General features: G+C 70.0%; 3 protein-coding genes and 1 pseudogene. 1 reads left to right on the forward strand and 3 read right to left on the reverse strand.

What is annotated here, in order from left to right:
• On the reverse strand, nucleotides 1-917 hold a 917-nt coding region (locus EIO58_RS16020; RefSeq protein WP_164861785.1), incomplete at its 3' end, for a DMT family transporter.
• A 239-nt stretch (nucleotides 918-1,156) separates the two neighbouring features.
• Here EIO58_RS16020 and rpsO point away from each other — a divergent pair.
• A complete protein-coding gene (gene rpsO / locus EIO58_RS16025) occupies nucleotides 1,157-1,426 on the forward strand; it encodes a 30S ribosomal protein S15 (protein WP_005048780.1) in 270 nt (89 codons plus the stop codon).
• Nucleotides 1,427-1,443: 17 nt separating this feature from the next.
• Here the strand turns inward: rpsO and surE are convergent, their stop codons facing one another.
• Nucleotides 1,444-2,277 (reverse strand): 5'/3'-nucleotidase SurE, encoded by an 834-nt coding sequence (surE, locus tag EIO58_RS16030; RefSeq protein WP_127820333.1) that lies wholly within the window; start codon nucleotides 2,275-2,277, stop codon nucleotides 1,444-1,446.
• A pseudogene (locus EIO58_RS16035) lies at nucleotides 2,274-2,551 on the reverse strand (phosphofructokinase); the annotation flags it as partial. The gene surE and the pseudogene EIO58_RS16035, both read right to left, overlap by 4 nt.

Consider the following 2,551-nt stretch of genomic DNA (forward strand, 5'->3'; position numbering starts at 1 on the left):
CGCCGGCGCAGCCGATCCTGCGCCAGCAGGATGCCGAGGAACACGATGAGAGCGCCGACCGGCTCGTTCCACGAGATCGTCTCGCCGAGGATCACGATGCCCAGCACGACCCCGACGACAGGGGTGATGTAGGTCACAGTCGACGCACGCGTCGGCCCCCACGCGCGCACCGTGTTCTGGTTCCAGACGTACGCGATGCCGGTGCCGAGGCATCCGAGAAGCACGAGGCTCACGACGATCGGGGCGTCGAGCCGCACCGGCGTGAGCACGAGGAACGGCGTCAGCAGAGCCATCACAACGCCCGCCATCGCGATGTAGCCGAACGTGAACGCGAGCGCCGACATGCCCGTGTTCGATGCGAAACGACGCATGTACGCGAGGCTGAACCCGTAGCTCGCGGTCGCTCCGAGGATCGCCAGCTGGGGAACGAGGCTCCCGCCCAGCGACAGGCCCTGCCACGGGGCGATGATCACGACGATCCCCGCGATGCCGAGACCGATCCCGAGCATCTGCAGCCCCCGGAGACGCTCGACCCGGAAGACCAGCCACGCCATGACCGCCGTCATGATGGGCGTCGTGGCGTTGAAGATGCTGGCGACGCCCGAGGTGACGTGCTGCTGCGCCCACGAGAACAGCAGGAACGGGATGACGCAGAAGCTGAGGCCCAGCACCGCGAGGTGACCCCAGACGCGGAGGTCGCGCGAGAGCGCTTCGCGGCGCACCAGTACGATCGCCCCCAGGGTGAGGGCTCCCAGGACGATGCGCGTCCAGGCCACCTGCGCCGGCGAGATGCCCGTGAGCGCGACCTTCATGAACAGGAAGCTCGATCCCCACACGACGCCGGCCAGCACGAACTGCGTCGCGATCCACCCGGAGGCGGTCGTGCGTGCATCAGGCAGGGTGTCGGTCGAGGTCACGCGCCCACTCTAGGCTCGGCATCCGTCGTCGATCCCGGCGCCGGTGTGCGACGTCCGAAATCCGCTCATACGCGACCGCCCTGCTACGGAACGGGCACCCGGGCCGGAGCGGGCCATGGTTCGCACGTGCCGCCTCGCGGCTGGTAGACTCTTGAGGTTGCCGTTGGATCGGCCGCGGAGAAAGAGAGCTCGCACATCGGGTGACGGGCACCGCGCAACAAGCAGAGAGGGGATCACCTATGGCACTGGAAGCAGACGTCAAGAAGGCGATCATCGAAGAGTACGCGACGCACCCCGGTGACACCGGATCCCCCGAGGTGCAGGTCGCGATGCTGACGCAGCGCATCAAGGACCTCACCGAGCACCTCAAGGAGCACAAGCACGACCACCACTCGCGTCGTGGGCTGTTCCTGCTCGTCGGTCAGCGCCGCCGTCTCCTGGGCTACCTCCAGGACATCGACATCAACCGTTACCGCTCGCTCATCGAGCGCCTCGGTCTCCGTCGATAAGGCATCGCAGCCAGCGTTCAATCGCGCAGAACATTCTTGGAGGGCCGCCCCACGGTGTGGGGCGGCCTTCGTCGTGTGCGCTCTGCGGCCGGAGGAGCCGATGCCGCGGCGCCGTCGTAGCCGAGCGGCACCTGCGACACCGGATCGATGCCGGTGAGGGTCACCCAGCCTTCGGCGAGCAGCGCCGCGTCGCTTCCGGGTTCCGGGAGGTTGGGGAGGTCCTCGACCGCGAGCCGGATGTGGGTGGAGTGGCGCTCGGTGAGCGTCGTCTGCACGATGCCGAACGGGGCGAGCGCGGCCTCCACGACCCCGCGGTGCTCGGGCCGGTTCGGCGCATTGACGTTGATGACCGTGCCGCGCGGGCGCTCGAAGAGAAAGGGCAGCAGTGCGATCGCGGCGGCGGCTGCGGCATCCCAGTGGAACTCCGCGGGGTTCATTCCGACGTCGAGCGACACGGCGACGCCCCAGGCGCCGTTGAGCCCGCCGGTGAGCGCCGCCCCGACCGTTCCGGAGTGGAGGATGGCGCGGCCCACGTTCGCGCCGTGATTCACCCCCGACAGCACGACGTCGGCGGGGTCGCCGAAGGCGCCGTGCGCCGCGATAAGGGTGACCAGACCCGGTCCGCCACGCACCGCATAGGCGGGAACACCGTCGAGCCCGGGCAGCTCGCGGCGCTCGATCGCGATGCGGCCGTCCTCCTCGGCCGCGACGATCGAGGCGCTCGTACCGCTGGACTGCCGGGCGGGAGCGGCCACGGTCACGTCGAAGCCCGCGTCCAGCGCCGCGCGCGCGAGCACGTGCAGTCCCGGTGCGTCGATGCCGTCGTCGTTCGTGATCAGCGCGCGGGTCATCCGCGGTCCTCCTCGTCGGGGCCGGCCAGAGCGGCGAGTCCGTCGGGACTGACGTGGCCCATGACTGTCTGGTCGACGCCGGCCTCCGAGTCGTCCGAGATCTCGCGCATCCTGACGGCGTCGCGCAGCTTCTCGATCACCGCGGCGTCGCCGGTGCCGAGACCATGGCGGGTCACGTTCAGCGCCCCCGCCGCGGCGCCGGTCACGATGGCCGCGCGAGGGCTCTCGCCCCGAGCCATGCCCGCCGCGACCCCTGCGGTGAGCGAGTCGCCGG

The sequence above is a fragment of the Microbacterium sp. CPCC 204701 genome (assembly GCF_004010105.1).
In the GTDB taxonomy this organism is placed as follows: domain Bacteria; phylum Actinomycetota; class Actinomycetes; order Actinomycetales; family Microbacteriaceae; genus Microbacterium.

Bases quoted from the DNA above. Each gene is read 5' to 3' on its own strand.
- rpsO (WP_005048780.1), top strand. From the start codon at position 1,157: ATGGCACTGGAAGCAGACGTCAAGAAGGCGATCATCGAAGAGTACGCG.
- surE (WP_127820333.1), bottom strand. From the start codon at position 2,277: ATGACCCGCGCGCTGATCACGAACGACGACGGCATCGACGCACCGGGA.